This is a genomic window from Xanthomonas sp. DAR 34887 (genome assembly GCF_041245805.1).
Lineage (GTDB): Bacteria > Pseudomonadota > Gammaproteobacteria > Xanthomonadales > Xanthomonadaceae > Xanthomonas_A > Xanthomonas_A tesorieronis.
In genome coordinates, this window is sequence record NZ_CP162490.1 from 2,124,926 (window position 1) to 2,141,739 (window position 16,814).

Genomic DNA, 16,814 nt, shown 5'->3' on the forward strand with positions numbered 1-16,814 from the left:
ATGGCATGCGTAATCGCCGATTTTCAAGCCAGCGCGGTTTCAGCTTGATCGAGATCATGATCACGGTAGTGATCATCGCGGTTCTTGCCGGTATCGCCATGGCCAGCTACAGCTGGGCAATGATCAAGGCGCGGCGTTCGGCCGCAGCGGGATGCGTGCAGGAGGCGGCGCAATACATGGAGCGTTTCCATACCACGAACATGAGTTACGTGAACGCAGACGGTAGCGCGCCGGCGCTCCCGGCATGCAGTGCCGACGTGACCAATTTTTACACGGTCAGCTTGGCGTCCAGCAGTGCTACAAGCTTCACGATCACCGCAGTGCCCATCGCCGGAAAGCCGCAAGCGAAGGATAGGGAATGCGCAACGCTGCAGATCGACCAACGGGGTACGCGTTCGGCCAGCGGCACCCTTTCCTCGACTCCCGCGAAGTGCTGGTGAGGCAAAAAAAACCGCCGATCAACGGCGGTTTTTTTAAAGGTGGCGCCCGAAGTTGGACTCGAACCAACGACCCCCTGATTAACAGTCAAGTGCTCTAACCGGCTGAGCTATTCGGGCGAGGCGCGTATTGTAGGCACATCTTTCCTGGCTGGCAAGCGCCCGGTTTCCGCTTCTCATGGTGTACAGGGCGCCCCGTCGTTCGGACGTGTTGCGCGTGCCCGCCCTGTGGCACTGACGACCACCTCGGCCACGAGGACCTGATCGTCGCAAAGCCGGAAGGTGAGATTGTTGCCCGAACTTCTTCCATCGGGGAGGTAGCGCATCTGCGGGCGTCCGGAGGACGTCAGGATGCGCAGGCCGGGGCTTCCCGGCGCTGCCGATGCCGTCAGGACGTCGTTGTTGCCATTTGGTTGCCGATCTCCGTCCGGGTCGGCGTAGATGATCCATTCGCCGCTCCACTCGACGCGGCTGTCGCATTGTTGGCGGTCGTTCGACGGACACAGGGCCACGGATTGTCCTCTGGCAATTGCCCAGCTCCGTGCGAGCGCCAATTGCGCCAGCATTTCGTTGGTGGCCGCAAGCCGCCGATGCCTGTCCAGCAACTGACCGAAACTGGGTATGCCGATGCACAGCGTGACTAGGGCGACCGCCATGGCGGTCAATGTCTCCATCAATGTGAAGCCTCGGATCCTTGCGTTCATGGCGCTTCCTCGATTGGCACTGCCAGCCTGAACTTGGGCGCGGCGCGAGAGCATCGCCAGACTGCCGATCGGCCTGTAGGGGTTTTCCAGACGCGGCTGTCATCCGGCGCTCGCTATACTCATCTGTCGTTTCAAGGTGATGAGCCATGTCCGACCGTTTCCAACTCGTATCGCCGTACTCGCCCGCCGGCGACCAGCCGCAGGCGATCGAGAAGCTGGTGGCCGGCTTTGAGGCCGGACTGGCCAAGCAGACCCTGCTCGGGGTAACCGGCTCGGGCAAGACCTACACCATCGCCAACGTGGTCCAGGCGATCCAGAAGCCGACCCTGGTGATGGCGCCGAACAAGACCCTGGCGGCGCAGCTGTACGGCGAGTTCAAGGCGTTCTTTCCGAACAACGCGGTCGAGTACTTCGTCAGCTATTACGACTACTACCAGCCCGAGGCCTATGTGCCGTCGTCGGACACCTTCATCGAGAAGGACAGTTCGATCAACGAGCACATCGAGCAGATGCGCCTGGCCGCGACCAAGACGTTGCTGTCGCGCCGCGACGCGCTGGTGGTGGCTACGGTCTCGGCGATCTACGGCCTGGGCGCACCGGAGGACTATCTGTCGCTGCGCCTGATCCTGTCGATCGGCGAGCATGTCGAACAGCGCCAACTGATCCGCCACCTCACCGACCTGCAATACACCCGCAACGAATACGAGCTGCACCGCGGCACGTTCCGTGTGCGCGGCGAGGTCATCGACGTGTTTCCTGCCGAGTCGGACAGCGAAGCGCTGCGCATCGAGCTGTTCGACGGCGATGTCGAGCAGCTGACCCTGTTCGATCCGCTGACCGGCGAGACCATGCGCAAGCTGCAGCGCTACACGGTCTACCCGAAGACCCACTACGCCACCACCCGCGAGCGCACGCTCAGTGCCGTGGACACCATCAAGATCGAGCTGAAGGAACGGTTGGAGCAGTTGTACGCGCAGAACAAGCTGGTCGAGGCGCAGCGGCTGGCGCAGCGCACCCAATTCGACCTGGAAATGATGGCCGAGGTCGGCTATTGCAACGGCATCGAGAACTACTCGCGGCATCTCACCGGCAAGGCCGCGGGCGAACCGCCGCCGACCCTGTTCGACTACCTGCCGGCCGACGCGCTGCTGGTGGTCGACGAGTCGCACGTCACCGTCCCGCAGATCGGCGCGATGTACAAGGGCGACCGTTCGCGCAAAGAGACGCTGGTGGAATTCGGCTTTCGCCTGCCGTCGGCGCTGGATAACCGGCCGCTGCGCTTCGAGGAATGGGAGGCGCGCTCGCCGCGCAGCATCTATGTGTCGGCCACGCCCGGCCCGTACGAGCTGCGCGAGTCGGCGGGGGAGATCACCGAACTGGTGGTGCGCCCGACCGGGCTGATCGATCCGGAAGTGGAGATCCGCCCGGTCGGCACCCAGGTCGACGACCTGCTGTCGGAGATCAACCTGCGCGTGGGCCTCGGTGACCGTGTGCTGGTCACCACGCTGACCAAGCGCATGGCCGAGAACCTCACCGAATACCTGGGCGAACACGGGATCAAGGTGCGCTACCTACACTCGGACATCGACACGGTCGAGCGCGTGGAGATCATCCGCGACCTGCGCCTGGGCAAGTTCGACGTGCTGGTCGGCATCAATCTGCTGCGCGAAGGCCTGGACATGCCCGAGGTGTCGCTGGTGGCGATCCTGGATGCCGACAAGGAGGGCTTCCTGCGTTCCACCGGGTCGCTGATCCAGACCATCGGCCGCGCCGCACGCAACCTGCGCGGCAAGGCGATCCTGTACGCCGACCGGATGACCCGCTCGATGCAGGCAGCGATCGACGAGACCGGGCGTCGCCGCGAGAAGCAGGTGGAGTACAACCTCGAGCACGGCATCACCCCGAAGTCGGTGGCGCGGCCGATCGTCGACATCCTGGAGGGCGCGCGCGCCGATGGCGCGGCCGAGACCAAGTCCGGCAAGGGCAAGGGGCGCCGGGTGGCGGAAGAGCCGGCCGACTACCGCATGCTGGAGCCGGCGGAGGTCGCAGCCCGGCTCAAGGCCCTGGAGCAGAAGATGTACCAGCACGCGCGCGACCTGGAGTTCGAGGACGCGGCGCGGGTGCGCGATCAGATCAAGAAGCTGCGCGACGCCAGCCTGGTCGGCTAGCCGCACGCCAGCGGGGTCCTCGCGGCTATTGTTCTTGGCCGCAAGGTGGGCTAAGATTCGCGCCCCTGCAGCGGTATGGCCGCAGCAGCGATGGGCGGTTAGCTCAGCGGTAGAGCACTACCTTGACATGGTAGGGGTCACAGGTTCGAACCCTGTACCGCCCACCACTACATGCAAGCAATGCATGCGTGGAACACGACGAAGCCGGCGCATGCCGGCTTTTTTGTTGCCCGGCATTTGGGCGGGAGGCTGGCGCGCCCCGTGCGGCGGTGGCTCTGGCGCCTGGGTTGTTTTAGCATCGGTGCGACGATCAGGCAGGAGGGCCGTACGCATGATGGAATATCATCATACGATTCAAGTCAAAGGACGCTACCAGCTGGTGGCGTTGACGCGCGAACCGGAATACAACCCCGCCAACGTGGTGGGCTACACCGTCACCACCGAGGGTGGCGCGCGCCTGGACCCGCACGACATGTCCTGGGACGAGGCGCGGGTCTGGATGGATACCCTGGTCGAGCGGGATGGTGGCGGCGCCAGCGTCGAAAAAAAGCCGTCGCAGACCAAGCCGAGTACCCGGCGCCGGAGCTAGAATAGCCGCCAAGGTGCATCAGGGAGGATAGGGGCTTGTCCAATCGTAAGATCGTTGCGGCTGCGGTTGTCGTCGCACTCACTGCCGTTGTCGGCTATTTCCTGTCCGGTTATCTGGTGCTGCTGCTGCTCAAGCTGGACACGCGCCTGTTCGGTCTGGGGACCTATTACGAATATGTGCATGCCGTCGGCCTGCCGCAGGTCGCGCCCTTCGTCGGCAAGATCAAGTGGGCCGGCTACCTGGGCTTCGGTTTGCCCGGGTTGCTGTGCCTGCTGACCCTGGTCTTGATGTTCAAGCCGCGCAAGCAGGCCTTGCACGGCGACGCCCGTTTCGCCGGTGCCGCCGACCTGGCCAAGCACGGCCTGTTCAAACAGAGCGGCAACGGCATCGTGGTCGGCAAGTTCCGAGGCAAGCTGGTGCGCCTGAGCGGGCAGCAGTTCGTCATCCTGGCCGCACCCACCCGTTCCGGCAAGGGCGTCGGCGTGGTGATCCCGAACCTGCTCGAGTACCAGGAATCGGTGGTGGTCCTGGACATCAAGCAGGAGAACTTCGACCTCACCAGCGGCTGGCGCGCCAGCCAGGGGCAGGAGGTGTTCCTGTTCAATCCGTTCGCCGAAGATCGGCGTACGCATCGCTGGAATCCGCTCAGCTACGTGTCCGACGACCCGGCGTTTCGCGTCTCCGATCTGATGAGCATCGCCGCGATGCTGTATCCGGATGGGTCGGACGACCAGAAGTTCTGGGTCAGCCAGGCGCGCAATGCGTTCATGGCGTTCGCGCTGTACCTGTTCGAGAACTGGGACGACGAGCGCAACATCGGCTTCCCGGGCGGCCTGGGCACCCCGACACTGGGAGCGATCTACCGCCTGTCCTCGGGCGACGGCAGTGACCTGAAGAAATACCTGAAGTCGCTGTCGGAGCGACGCTTCCTCAGCAGCAACGCCAGGTCGGCGTTCTCCAACATGCTGTCGCAGGCCGAGGAGACCTTCGCCTCGATCCTGGGAACGTTGAAGGAGCCGCTCAACGCCTGGATCAATCCGGTGCTCGATGCGGCCACCAGCGACAACGACTTCCTGCTGACCGACCTGCGCAAGAAGAAGATGACCATCTACATCGGCATCCAGCCCAACAAGCTGGCCGAGAGCCGCCTGATCATCAACCTGTTCTTCAGCCAGATCATCAACCTCAACACCAAGGAGCTGCCCAAGAGCAACCCGGCGTTGAAGTACCAATGTCTGCTGCTGATGGACGAGTTCACCGCGATCGGCAAGGTCGACATCATCGCCTCGGCGGTGTCATACATGGCTGGCTACAATGTCCGCCTTCTGCCGATCATCCAGAGCATGGCGCAGCTGGACGCGACCTATGGCAAGGACGTGTCGCGGACCATCATCACGAACCATGCACTGCAGATCCTCTACGCTCCGCGCGAGCAGCAGGATGCCAACGATTACTCGGAGATGCTCGGCTACACCACCTTCCGCAAACAGAACGTGACGCGCGGCAAGGACGTGACCCGCAGCGTGTCGGAGGAGAGGAGGGCGTTGATGCTGCCGCAGGAACTCAAGGCAATGGGGAACGATCACGAGGTGTTCCTGTACGAGGGCATCCCGCATCCTGTGAAGTGCGACAAGATCAAGTACTACAAGGACAGGTACTTCACCTCGCGTTTGATGGACAAGGTCGATGTGCCTAAAATTGCACTGTAGGGACGTGGAGCTTGAAGAGTGTGACGCTTGTCGCCTTATGCGGATCGGCACTGCTAAATTCGTGACTTAATTCACCTACGGCTTGACTCCCGGGTTAGCAGTAGGCACATTAAGCTCGCATCAAGCTTTCATTTGAACGGAACAGGGGCGCCGCTGAGACAGGGCGCAGGATGGGATGTACATGGAAAGTAAAGTTAAGATGGACTGCGTAAAACTTGACTTTTCTTCGAAGGCTAGAGCAGCTGCTGTTTTTGCAGGCTCTGGGTCTCGACGCTTGCTGCCTGATTATATCTACGGTCACTCTTAATTCCAGTGGAGTTAGGGGGGAGCGTTGCTATGCGCGCTTCCTTAACGCGACAAAATATTTGTCATTATTGATGGAGATTAAAGCGTGAATCAAGCGCGTTTATTGAAGCTGTTTGGTGTCTTGGCAGCGACTGTCGTGTTAGGCGCTTGCGCTACTAAGCCAGCTGCCGATTTCCGTGGCCGTTGGAAGCCCGTGAATCGGTTTGCTGATGCTCCAATGGAGTTGCCCCTTTATTCGTCGTACGTCTATCAGCCAACGCCGATGGATGGGACACTAAAAACCATGTTGGAGCGCTGGGCGAAGGACTCCAATATGACCCTGGCATATAACGTGGCGTCCGACTATACGTTGTATTCTGCAGTCACAAAAATTGGCACCACAAGTATCAAGCAGGCGGTAGACGAACTGAGCGCTGTCTACGCCGCTCAAGGTATACGGGTAACAGTGGCAGGTAATCAAATCGTGGCTCAGCCTGCTAGTTCTCAGGTGGTCAACTAGATGCTCTTGTGGTCCGAACGGCATTGTCGTCGCTCGGAGCGCCGCTGGTTTTTGCAAAATTAAAGTAGAAGCGGATAACCCATGTTCCGTAAGAAAGATTCTAGCAGTGAAAAACTGGACCAAGTGGTCGCGAAAGGAGTCAGCTACGAGCTGACCATCGCGGATCTGGCGCAGCGCAGCCAGCGCCGTGCTTGGACGGTTGCGACAATTTCATTGGCCGTATCAGTCATGTTGGCGGGTGGCTACTACTACATGTTGCCATTGAAGGAGAAGGTGCCATATATCGTCATGGCCGATGCCTATACCGGCACCGCTACGGTCGCACGACTGCAAGGAGATTTTTACAACCAGCAGATCACTTCGAGCGAAGCAATCAATCGAAGCAACGTGGCGCAATACGTGACCGCGCGTGAATCTTACGATTCTGAAATAATGTCGCTGCGGGATTGGAACCTGGTTTTCATTATGTCTACACCCGCGGTCGGGGCTGGACATAGGCAGCTTTATATGGAGAACAACCCAGACAGTCCATATGTGAAATATGGGAAAGGCCGGGCGATACGAGTAAAGATCCTTAGTATCACCCCATTGGGGATGCGTCCTAACGGTGGTTTCCGCGGCGCGGCGGTGAGAATACAACGTAGTCTTTATGAAAAAAGCACGGGCGTCTCGACATTTTTGGATAACAAATTGGTTACGATGGCATTTACCTATAACGACAATCTGAAGATGGACGAGCAAGATCGTCTGCAAAATCCTCTGGGTTTCCAGGTGACAGAGTACCGTGTAGACAACGATTACGATAAGGCAATTCCGACCATTGAAAATCGTGCCGCTGGTGCGCCGGCAGCTGCTGCGCCGCCTGGCGTCAGTCCCTCTGCTGCCGCACCTCAATCTGCTCCAGCTATCGGTACCGAAGTCCCTGCTGCATCTGCGAACGGAACGGCGCCAGCAGAGGGAATCTCTATTGGAAATGACGGAGCACAAAGGCAATGAAGCATAGGCAAAAGCTGGGGCTGCGACTGTTGTTGATGGTCATGTCGATCTGCATGGTCGGCACTGCGGCTGCGCAAGCGGTCGACTATTATGATTACAAGGCCGATCAAATCTACCAGGTTCGTGCTGGCCTCGGCATTACCACGCAAATCGAACTCAATCCAAATGAAAAAATTTTGGATTACAGCACTGGCTTCACCAGTGGCTGGGAATTGACTCGGCGTGACAATGTTTTCTATCTAAAGCCAAAGAATGTCGACGTCGATACCAATATGATGGTTCGGACGGAGACGCACTCTTACATTTTCGAACTCAAGGTCGTCGCCACCGACTGGCGGCAGCTGGAACAAGCTCGCCGGGCGGGTGTTCAGTATAAGATCGTCTTTAATTATCCCAGCGATACCCAGTTTTCTACCGCTCAAAGTGAAGCTAAAGAAGAGGCGAAGCCTCTGCTCAGTACTGAGTTGGCCAAAGACAGAAAGTATTACTTCGATTATTCGTATTCTACCCGTAGCCGCTTGGCCTGGCTTGTGCCGGTCAGCGTCTATGACGATGGGCGCTTTACCTATCTGAAGTTGACGGACTCCTCCGAGTTTCAAACCGGGAATTTCCCGGCGGTTTTCGGACGTGAGAAAGAGCATGGCGAGGATTTTGTCGTCAACACCACGGTTGAAGGAAATATGCTTGTTGTTCACGGCACCTATCCTTACTTGGTCATTAGGCATGGAAACAATGTTGTTGGTCTGCGGAGGAATGTGAAAAAATGAGCCAGAATAATCCTCCTGAAAACAATCAAAATCGTCCTGATGCTGATGGCCGCGATGATGATTATCGCAACCAGCCCTCTCAGCACGAGGCGCAAAATCCTTATTATGCGCGGGCGCAAGCTCAAACCGTTCCAGATCTCGATGCTTCCGCACCAGAGCTACGCTCAGTAGAGGATCGGCGCCTCAATCGAAAGGCTCTGTTCTTTCTGGCCGCGATTGTTTTGGTGCTGGTGGTGCTGGCATTTTTTCTGTACCAGAACGCAATAAATCGCAATGCCACTGAAGTAAAGAAAGAGCCGACGACGGCTATCTCTGCTCCTAGCCTGCCCAAGATGGCTGATGTACCGCCGCCCGTTGAGCAGCAGCAGGCGGCCCCGCCGATCGACTTGGCGCCGCCGCTTCCGCCTCAGGACCCTACGACGTATTCCGCTCCGGTTCGTCAGGAGCGTGAACGGCCTGCTGGTCCTACGTTGGCTGAGCGCCGCATGGCTTCTGCTGGTGGAGCTTCGCCTCAGGCATCAGGCAATGGGGAGATGACTGCCGAGCAATATTCCAATTCTCTTTTGGGCGGTCTCGCGCCAGCTCAGGGACAGGGCGATCAAGTTGGCGGCGATGCGGGCGCTAGCGCCCAGAAAATTTCCAATGCTCAGTTCATCCGGCACCCTGACGCTCTGTTGGTACGCGGCACGTACCTTCGTTGTATTTTGGAGACTCGTGTAATTACCGATCTGGCTGGTTTTACTTCATGCCTTATAACAGAGCCCGTTTATTCGATTAACGGCCGCACATTGCTGCTTCCTAAGGGATCGAAGATCTATGGGAGCTATGGTGGCGCTCCGACCGGTAAGCGCGTTGCAGTGGTGTGGGACCGGATCACCACACCTACAGGCATAGATGTGGCGATGTCGAGTCCAGGTACCGATAACCTTGGCGGCGCTGGTCACCCTGGCCAGTACAATGCGCATTGGGGCGCGCGCATTTCGTCGGCGCTGATGATCAGCCTGTTGAGCGACGCATTTAAATATGCCGCGGCCGAGTATGGTCCTGAAACTACTACTGTATCCACTTCAGGCGTGGAAGTTCAGTCTCCCTACGAAAGTGCGACTGCTCGAACGATGGAGCGTATAGCCAACGAAGCTGTCTCTGAGAATATGAAGCGTCCACCGACAGTGACCATCAATCAGGGGTCTCTGATCAACGTCTATGTAGCAAAGGACGTTGATTTCACCAACGTGCTGCCGAGAAAATAAAGAGATCCAACGTGGACGCTGAAGTCTCGCCATTGTCTAGCGCATCTAGCGATTTCCTGGATTACCAGTACAGCGTACTGGGAATCCAGGAATTCATGACTTCGCCTGACGTGACCGAAATCTGTATCAATCGGCCCGGCGAGGTCTACCTGGAGACGCGCAAGGGATGGCAGCAGATAGAGGTGCCGGGATTGACGTTCGAACGTGCGCGTCAATTTTGTACGGCAGTCGTCAACGAAAGTAATACTGGGCAACGAATCACGGATGCCGATCCAGTGGTTTCGTTGACGTTCCCCACGGGGCAGCGAGCGCAATTCGTGATACCTCCGGCCTGCGATGTAGGCAAGGTGTCAATTACGATTCGGCTGCCTTCAAAGCATACAAAAACACTGTCCCAATACCAGGAAGACGGCTTCTTCAATCAAATATTGGAGCATACCGGGGAAATAAGCCAGCATGACAAGGAGCTTCTCATGCTCCGTCAGTGCCGAAACTATGCTGAATTTTTTAGGCAGGCGGTGCTGTATAAAAAGAACATCGTTGTTTCCGGAGCAACCGGCAGCGGTAAAACGACGTTCATGAAGTCGCTGGTGAACCATATTCCCGCAAGTGAACGTCTTGTGACCATTGAGGATGCGCGAGAGTTATTTATTTCGCAACCCAATGTAGTGCACTTGCTCTATTCCAAAGGTGGACAAAGTACCAGCAACGTGACCGCGAAGAGCTGCATGGAGGCATGCTTACGGATGAAGCCAGACAGGATCATTTTGGCCGAACTTCGTGGCGATGAAGCATTTTATTTCATTCGTAACTGTGCATCAGGTCACCCGGGGTCGATCACCAGCTGTCATGCCGGTAGCCCTGATCAGACATGGGACCAGCTAGCGTTAATGGTTAAGGCATCTGCAGAGGGCTCTGGCTTGGAGTTCAACGTTATCAAGCGCCTATTGATGATGACAATCGATGTGGTCGTTCATATCAAAGCCCACGAAGGGAATCGTTACATCACCGGAATTGATTTCAATCCAGAGAGGAGCTTTCAATGATCCGTTTCAATCATCGATCGCTAACTTTCCCTGTAGTAGGAGATTCGATACACGTCGCTGGAGCCGGGAGTCAGTGCCATGCTTCCAGGATTTGAAATGCTTGCATGCGGTGACATGGCGACGCCGATGTCGGTGATGCAACATGTCGTACACGTGGAGTCGTCCTATAATCCATACGCCATAGGCGTAGTGGGCGGACGGCTTGTACGTCAACCCCAGAATCTTGCAGAGGCTCTTTCCACCGTTCAGATGCTGGAAGACAAAGGCTACAACTTCTCGGTGGGCCTTGCCCAGGTCAATCGTTACAACCTTACCAAATATGGTTTGCAGACGTACGAACAGGCATTCCAGCAATGCCCTAACCTGAAGGCGGGTTCGGCGATCCTTTCCGAATGCTATCGGCGTTCGGGAAATGACTGGGGTAAAGCGTTCAGTTGCTACTATTCCGGTAACTTTGTGACGGGCTTTCGTCATGGTTACGTGCAGAAAATATACAATTCGATTGCCAGAAACACCGCGCAGAATGGTGTTGCGCCAATTCCTTTGGCGGGCGCGAACGTGGTCCGGCCTGGCAAAGCAGTGACAACAATCGCTCCTAATCGCGCCTTGTCGCGTGTGGTAGGTGATAAGTCCGCCGAAATTGATGCGCCGCCTGATCCTGCGCAGGTTTTTGCAGCACAGAAGCAGTCTGTGGCTCCAGCGCTGACGCAGCTTTCGAGTAGTGAGAATTCCCATTCAACGGGCGCCGAGGCCACCAATGGGAGCGTTGACGCCAAGTCAGCGGGCACGCGAAATGGCTTGGGAGCAGTGGGCGGTGCGGCCGGAGGCGAGGAAGTGGCTATACTCATGGGGTCTACTCAAGCTCCCGTCATGCTGGGGGCGGCTTCTGCTAAACCAGTCGCACAGCCATCAGCTCCGGTTGTCACACCGTCCCAAAAGCCAGCCGTAATCAGGGGGGATGCAGCGTTTGTTTTCTAGTTCCGGGAACGGCCGACCCGGAGCTTCATCAAAAAGTTGGGCCTAACAAGGAGAAACAAAAATGAAGCGCGCTAATTTCAATACTTCTGAAGCTCGCAACGCTGTCAAAGCGTTCCTCAAGGCTGCGGTTTTTGTCGCCGCGCTGACGGCGCCCACCGCCTTCGCTAGCGGTACCTTTGGTGGAACGGATACCAAGACTTGTGAATTTTTCACAAACATAATGGGGCTGTTGAATATTGCATCGATTGCGGTCGTGACCATCGCCGTGATTTTCGCCGGTTACCAAATCGGATTCGCTCACAAGCGAATTGGCGACGTTGCGCCGCTTCTCATTGGTGGCGTTTTGATTGGTGCCGCAGGCCAGATCGCTCGCATGCTGCTGGGCAGCAAGGCCGGCGGCACTTGCTCTGCGGTTGACGCCTACATCTCGCATGCATTGCCATATTTGAACGTCTGATGAAAAAGAACGTTGTGTTTCGCGGCTGTACGCGCCCTGCGATGCTTCTCGGGGTCCCTTATGTTCCTTTTTTTATAGGGGCGGGCGGAACGTTGGTTTTTTCTATGTATACAAATATGTTGTACATGTTTTTCATTCCAGTCATCATTTTAATTTTGCGACAGATGGCTAGGCGTGACGAGATGATATTTCGTCTGCTGGGCTTGCGCTGGCAATTCAAGTTCAGGGCCAGAAATATTCGGTTCAATTCAGGGAAGTGGGTTTTCACACCCAACAGCTACCGGAAATCCCCACCTCCACGATAACGGAGGTGGGGATCGAGGTTGGGAAGTCGTCGCCAGTAGGCGTCGACTTCCTTATTGCATTAAAGAATCATCCACAGGGGTTTAGGTAAAGCGATGTTCAACCCGGATACTTCCATCAGCGAATTCGTGCCATTGTCGTCCCATGTTTCGACCCATGTGGTCAAGACAACGGGGGGCGACTTTCTCATTACTTGGCACCTGGAAGGATTGCCGTTCGTGGGAAGAGACGAATGGGAGCTCGAACATCGCCATAATACGTTTAATCGGCTGCTGCAGACGCTACGAGCGCCTGATTTTGTAAATGTTGCTTTTTGGACGCACGATGTTCGCCGCCGCAGGAAAATCACCCAGCGAGGTGAATACAACAACGTATTCAACAGACAGTTGTCGGAGCAATACTTCGGGATGCTGTCTTCTCAACGTCTGATGCAAAACGAATTGTATCTCACCATGATTTATCGCCCGCTGGTGAGCGGCAAGAGGTTTGCCGAAAAGTCTTCGGATGTCAAACGGTTGAAGGCGGAGCAAGATCAGGCTGTTTCTAAGCTGCTTGAGCTGGCGGGCAACGTGGAAGCAGTAATTCGCGATTACGCGCCTTATCGGCTTGGAATCTACGAGGCAAAAAACGGCGTTGTGTTCTCCGAAACATTGGAGTTCTTTGCTTATCTCATCAACAGAATCGATGAGCCCGTGCCGGTATTGTCCGCGCCGGTAAATGAGTATTTGCCGGTAAGTCGGCATATGTTCTCCGCCAAGAGCGGTGATTACGTAATAAATACCCCGAATGGCGTTAATCACTTCGGTGCGATTCTGAATATCAAGGAGTACGCGGAAGGCACGTACCCTGGAATTTTGAATGGGCTGAAGTATCTGGATTTTGAATACGTCATTACCCATTCTTTCAGCCCGATTGGACGGCAGGATGCCTTGCGTGTTTTGGATCGTACCAAGGGTATGATGATTTCGTCCGGCGACAAAGCTGTGAGCCAGATCATCGAGCTAGACATGGCGATGGATCAGATCGCATCCGGCAATTTCGTTCTGGGCGAGTATCACTTCACAATAGCCGTCTATGCAGACAGTCAGGACACACTAACCCAAAATATCGCCTCGACACGGGCGGAGCTGTCTAACGGTGGTTTCGTGACCGCCAAGGAAGATCTTGCAGTCGCCTCTTCTTTCTATTCCCAATTGCCCGGAAATTGGCGTTATCGCACGCGAATTGCCAACGTAAGTTCGCTGAATTTTCTTGGCCTCTCTCCGCTGCACAATTTTGCCACGGGTAAGCGCACGAACAACCCCTGGGGAGACTGCGTTACGACTCTGCAGACTACCAATGGTCAGCCATACTTCTTCAATTTTCATGCTACTCATCCTAGCGAGAATTCGCTTGGTGAAAAGGCTATTGCCAATACCATGGTGATTGGTAAGTCTGGTACGGGTAAGACGGCGCTTATTAATTTTTTGCTTAGCCAGGTGCAGAAGTATGATCCTGCGCCAACTATCTTCTTCTTCGACAAGGATCGCGGCGCTGAGATTTTTGTACGCGCCTGTGGTGGCAATTACCTGGCGCTGGATAATGGTATGCCCACTGGCTTCAATCCATTCCAGTGCGAGCGAAACGAAAGTAATGTCCAGTTCCTTGCCGACCTCATCAAGGTTTTGGCTGGCAAGCGTGAATATAGTTCCCGTGACGAGGAAGATATTTTCCGCGCCGTCGAGAATATGCTCGACACGCCCATGCATTTGCGAAACATGACCAACTTCCAGAAGAGTTTGCCCAATATGGGGGATGATGGTCTATTTGCGCGTATGCGGCGTTGGACCGCGGGTAACTCGTTGGGCTGGGTGTTTGATAATCCCGTGGATACGATCGATTTGTCGCGGGCGAACATCATTGGGTTCGACTACACGGATGTTATCGATAATCCGGAAGTGCGTATTCCTGTGATCAATTATCTTTTGCACAGGCTTGAGTCGCTGATTGACGGACGGCCATTGATTTATGTAATGGATGAGTTTTGGAAGATCCTCGATGGCGGTGGCGCCCTGAAGGAATTCGCCAAGAACAAGCAGAAGACCATTCGTAAGCAAAACGGGCTAGGTATCTTCGCTACGCAGAGTCCCGAGGATGCGCTGAAGAGCGACATCTCCGCGGCGCTGATCGAGCAGACCGCAACCCTGATCTTGCTGCCGAATCCGAATGCGGATCGCGAAGACTACATCGAGGGTCTTAAGCTGACCGAAGCTGAATATCAAGTCGTGATCAGTCTCGATGAGCGGTCGCGTTGTTTCCTAGTCAAGCAAGGTCATGCGTCGAGCGTCTGTCAGTTGAATCTGCGCGGTATGGACGATGCACTCGCTGTAATTTCCGCTTCGACCGATAATATCGAAATCATGCACGAGGTTGTCAGTTCCGCGGCATCACGGTTGCGAGTCCCCGTGAACGATGTGCCGCCTGAGGAATGGTTACAGGAGTTTTATAACAATCGTAAGGGTTCAGGGAAGAGTAAGCCGAGTAGTCGCTCTTCGAGCGCTACAGCGGTTAGCACACGTTAGTAATATTATTGTTAAATTGTCAATGATAGGAGTCATCCCATGAAACAACAGTCTAAGCGCGGTTTTGCCAAGATCAAGTCCAAGGTGCTTGCGGTTTCCGTCTCCGCTTGCATTGGCCTGGCCGTGGTGCCGTTCAACGCTGGTGCCACTGGCGTCCCTGTCGTTGACGTCGCGGCCATCAGCCAAAGCATCCAGAATTTTATTGCGCAGGTGAAGCAGTGGGGCTCCGAATACACGCAGTATATGGATCAATACAACCTGCTGAAGCAGAATCTTGTGACGTTGCAGTCAATGATCAGTAGTTTCGGGCTGCCAAGCGGCGTCGATCTAAAGCCTGTCAGCGAAAGCTACGGTATCGAACGTTGCGGCTCGGGTTTGAGTCTGAATATCGGTTCCATCACCAGCATGCTTGGTGGATCTGGTGGCGCGTTCGAAAGCAGCAGCCCACGCGAGCAACAGAAGCAATTGTGTGTTGCAATTCAATATATGAAAAACAAGCGTTATAACTACGTAATCGAATTTCTGCAGAAGACTGTCCCCGGCATTCAAAGCGATCTGAACAAAATTTTGCAGCAAAGAAACAGCAGTCAGAATCCTGGCATTGTTCAAGGGTCTCAGTTCTCTGTTAGCGATACTAATGCGCGGATGTCGGTAGCGTTTGAAGAGGTCAATACCCGACTCAAGGGTTACGACACGTACATTGCAGCGCTTGAAGACAACCAACGTGCTGTTACCCAGGAGATGTTGCGTGGCAAGCAGAGCCTTTTTGGGACTGTGGTTAAAACCGCTATTCTTGCCGAAGCTCTGGGCGACTGAAACGGAAAAGTGCAGGGATGTTTATTGATCGCTCGGAAATGTTGATTGAGGTGTTGTGATGGCAAATGGAATTTCTAATTTCGGGCAATGGATGAACTCCCTGCATATCCAGGTGTTCAATCCCTATCCTGCGGTGTCTTCGGTCGGCGATTTTATTTTCTATCGCCAGATCATGTCTTATTTGACGACGCGGATTTCCGACTTCGAAACCGCCCTGTTGGGTAGGTTTACGCTTTGGGTGTCGGGGGTCGCCATGATCGTGCTGACCGTCTGGATCATGATCCAAGGCTTCAATATGCTTACCGGACGTAGCCGCGACTCGATGGCTGCGTTTATCGTCACAATGTGCAAGAACGCGTTGATCGTGACCGCGGCCGCTTCGATCGGCATGACCAGCCCATACATTCAAAAGTTCGTCAACGACGACGTGAAGCGTGAGATCGCGTATGCGATCACCGGCGAAAACAAGACCCCGGAAGATCAGGTCGACGAAAGCCTGGGCTGGATGCAGGTCGCTTTGTCGAGTATCGACGTGCTGGACGTAGTGCATGATGCGACACTGGATTCGCAAAAGTCGCGAGCGATGTGGATGGTTGGCGTCGGTACCGGAGGACCCGCAGTAGTGGCTGGTTCGATGATGCTGTTGTACCGCATCGCGATGGCGCTGTTCGTCGGTTTTGGTCCGCTTTTCATCTTGTGCCTGTTATTCGAGCAAACAAAGTCTTTGTTCCAGCGATGGTTGTTCTATGGTATCGGCACGTTCTTTTCAATGTCGGTATTGGCTGTCATGACCTCGATTGCGTTGGATATGGTGGCGAAGGTGGCGACCGCGTTTTGGGGTGCATCACTTGTAGGCGCGCTGATTGGCGAGGATTTCAACTCCGGCATCAGCAGCCAAGCGCTGCAGCAAGGAGGAATGGGTTTGATCCTGACCACCTTGATTTTGACGGCGCCTCCGATGGCGGCGATGTTCTTCCAAGGAACGTTGGGCGGCTTCACTCCGTACGCGGCGATGGGCGCGGCTACTGCGTCGAGCAGCCCAGGTCCGCAAGGCCAGCCGCCAGGAACTTATGTACCACAACAATATGTACCACAGCAGGTTGGTCGTGATGTGACCGCCCCAAGTCAGGTTGGAAGCGTTCAGATCAGCACGCCTAGGTTGAATACTGGCGTTGCGTCGACTGATACTCGACCACAAACCGGTGAACGTGGCAATGCTGTGTGAACT

The 16,814-nt window shown here is 55.6% G+C and carries 16 protein-coding genes and 2 tRNA genes; 16 read left to right on the forward strand and 2 right to left on the reverse strand.

Annotated features, from left to right (window positions below; genetic code table 11):
* The first annotated feature begins 5 nt into the window (after positions 1 to 5).
* Complete coding sequence (locus tag AB3X08_RS09020) at positions 6 to 440, forward strand: type IV pilin protein (protein ID WP_369937741.1); 435 nt, start codon at positions 6 to 8, stop codon at positions 438 to 440.
* Between the two features lie 40 nt (positions 441 to 480).
* Here AB3X08_RS09020 and AB3X08_RS09025 read toward each other — a convergent pair.
* Both AB3X08_RS09025 and AB3X08_RS09030 read right to left on the reverse strand, forming a co-directional pair.
* Positions 481 to 557: transfer RNA gene (locus AB3X08_RS09025), tRNA-Asn, on the reverse strand.
* Positions 558 to 613: 56 nt separating this feature from the next.
* On the reverse strand, positions 614 to 1,141 hold the full coding sequence (locus AB3X08_RS09030) for a GspH/FimT family pseudopilin (protein WP_369937742.1): 528 nt from the start codon (positions 1,139 to 1,141) through the stop codon (positions 614 to 616).
* A 146-nt stretch (positions 1,142 to 1,287) separates the two neighbouring features.
* Here AB3X08_RS09030 and uvrB point away from each other — a divergent pair, with 146 nt between their 5' ends.
* From uvrB to AB3X08_RS09105, 15 genes are all read left to right on the forward strand, one after another.
* Positions 1,288 to 3,309, forward strand: coding sequence for an excinuclease ABC subunit UvrB (gene uvrB / locus AB3X08_RS09035; protein ID WP_369937744.1), 2,022 nt, complete (start codon positions 1,288 to 1,290; stop codon positions 3,307 to 3,309).
* Positions 3,310 to 3,401: 92 nt separating this feature from the next.
* Positions 3,402 to 3,476: transfer RNA gene (locus AB3X08_RS09040), tRNA-Val, on the forward strand.
* 164 nt (positions 3,477 to 3,640) lie between these two features.
* Positions 3,641 to 3,898 (forward strand): hypothetical protein, encoded by a 258-nt coding sequence (locus AB3X08_RS09045; protein ID WP_369937745.1) that lies wholly within the window; start codon positions 3,641 to 3,643, stop codon positions 3,896 to 3,898.
* A gap of 35 nt (positions 3,899 to 3,933) precedes the next feature.
* Complete coding sequence (locus AB3X08_RS09050; protein WP_369937747.1) at positions 3,934 to 5,607, forward strand: type IV secretory system conjugative DNA transfer family protein; 1,674 nt, start codon at positions 3,934 to 3,936, stop codon at positions 5,605 to 5,607.
* A 391-nt stretch (positions 5,608 to 5,998) separates the two neighbouring features.
* Positions 5,999 to 6,412, forward strand: a complete 414-nt coding sequence (locus AB3X08_RS09055; RefSeq protein ID WP_369937749.1) for a TcpQ domain-containing protein — start codon at positions 5,999 to 6,001, stop codon at positions 6,410 to 6,412.
* A gap of 81 nt (positions 6,413 to 6,493) precedes the next feature.
* Entirely contained in the window at positions 6,494 to 7,408 is a 915-nt protein-coding gene (locus AB3X08_RS09060) for a virB8 family protein (RefSeq protein ID WP_369937750.1), read from the forward strand.
* The gene (locus AB3X08_RS09065) at positions 7,405 to 8,175 is read left to right on the forward strand and encodes a TrbG/VirB9 family P-type conjugative transfer protein (protein ID WP_369937751.1); all 771 of its coding nucleotides are present in this window, start codon (positions 7,405 to 7,407) and stop codon (positions 8,173 to 8,175) included. Before AB3X08_RS09060 ends, AB3X08_RS09065 begins: the two co-directional genes overlap by 4 nt.
* Positions 8,172 to 9,425 (forward strand): TrbI/VirB10 family protein, encoded by a 1,254-nt coding sequence (locus AB3X08_RS09070; protein ID WP_369937753.1) that lies wholly within the window; start codon positions 8,172 to 8,174, stop codon positions 9,423 to 9,425. The genes AB3X08_RS09065 and AB3X08_RS09070 overlap by 4 nt, the downstream gene beginning before the upstream one ends.
* An 11-nt stretch (positions 9,426 to 9,436) precedes the next feature.
* Positions 9,437 to 10,471, forward strand: a complete 1,035-nt coding sequence (virB11, locus tag AB3X08_RS09075; protein WP_369937755.1) for a P-type DNA transfer ATPase VirB11 — start codon at positions 9,437 to 9,439, stop codon at positions 10,469 to 10,471.
* Positions 10,472 to 10,549: 78 nt separating this feature from the next.
* Positions 10,550 to 11,449, forward strand: a complete 900-nt coding sequence (locus AB3X08_RS09080) for a lytic transglycosylase domain-containing protein (RefSeq protein ID WP_369937756.1) — start codon at positions 10,550 to 10,552, stop codon at positions 11,447 to 11,449.
* A 61-nt stretch (positions 11,450 to 11,510) separates the two neighbouring features.
* Positions 11,511 to 11,906 carry a TrbC/VirB2 family protein gene (locus AB3X08_RS09085; RefSeq protein ID WP_369937758.1) on the forward strand — a complete coding sequence of 132 codons (396 nt, stop codon included), beginning with the start codon at positions 11,511 to 11,513 and terminating at the stop codon, positions 11,904 to 11,906.
* Entirely contained in the window at positions 11,906 to 12,211 is a 306-nt protein-coding gene (locus tag AB3X08_RS09090) for a type IV secretion system protein VirB3 (protein ID WP_369937759.1), read from the forward strand. The genes AB3X08_RS09085 and AB3X08_RS09090 overlap by 1 nt, the downstream gene beginning before the upstream one ends.
* A gap of 93 nt (positions 12,212 to 12,304) precedes the next feature.
* Positions 12,305 to 14,770, forward strand: a complete 2,466-nt coding sequence (locus tag AB3X08_RS09095; protein ID WP_369937761.1) for a VirB4 family type IV secretion/conjugal transfer ATPase — start codon at positions 12,305 to 12,307, stop codon at positions 14,768 to 14,770.
* A gap of 39 nt (positions 14,771 to 14,809) precedes the next feature.
* Positions 14,810 to 15,586, forward strand: coding sequence for a type IV secretion system protein (locus AB3X08_RS09100; protein ID WP_369937762.1), 777 nt, complete (start codon positions 14,810 to 14,812; stop codon positions 15,584 to 15,586).
* A gap of 91 nt (positions 15,587 to 15,677) precedes the next feature.
* Entirely contained in the window at positions 15,678 to 16,811 is a 1,134-nt protein-coding gene (locus AB3X08_RS09105) for a type IV secretion system protein (protein ID WP_369937763.1), read from the forward strand.
* Positions 16,812 to 16,814: the final 3 nt, after the last annotated feature.